This window comes from Streptomyces endophyticus (assembly GCF_035798155.1).
GTDB lineage: Bacteria > Actinomycetota > Actinomycetes > Streptomycetales > Streptomycetaceae > Streptomyces > Streptomyces endophyticus.
In genome coordinates this window covers 1-296 of sequence record NZ_JAOZYC010000118.1, presented here as the reverse complement: position 1 = coordinate 296, position 296 = coordinate 1, and the positions used below count along the sequence as shown (strand labels likewise).

Sequence of the window (296 nt, the reverse complement as noted above, 5' to 3'; positions counted from 1 at the left end):
AAAAGGATTGGCTCTGAGGATTGGGTACGAGGGACCCCTTGATGAAAGACTAGTTAGCTCAGAACTGCGAGGGCAACCGAGTGGATCTGTTCGGACGAAGCTGGAATCTTGGGGGTGCCGCAAGGCGCCCCTCTACAATTAACAATTAACTCAGAACTGAAGCGGACAAGGGGAATCCGACTGTTTAATAAAAACATAGCATTGTGATGGCCTCAAAAGGTGTTGACACAATGTGATTTCTGCCCAGTGCTCTGAATGTCAAAGTGAAGAAATTCAACCAAGCGCAGGTAAACGGC

At 48.0% G+C, this 296-nt stretch carries 1 rRNA gene; it reads left to right on the top strand.

Annotated elements, in window-relative coordinates:
- Positions 1 to 164: 164 nt before the first annotated feature.
- A 23S ribosomal RNA gene (locus OKJ99_RS18130) occupies positions 165 to 296 on the top strand; the annotation flags it as partial.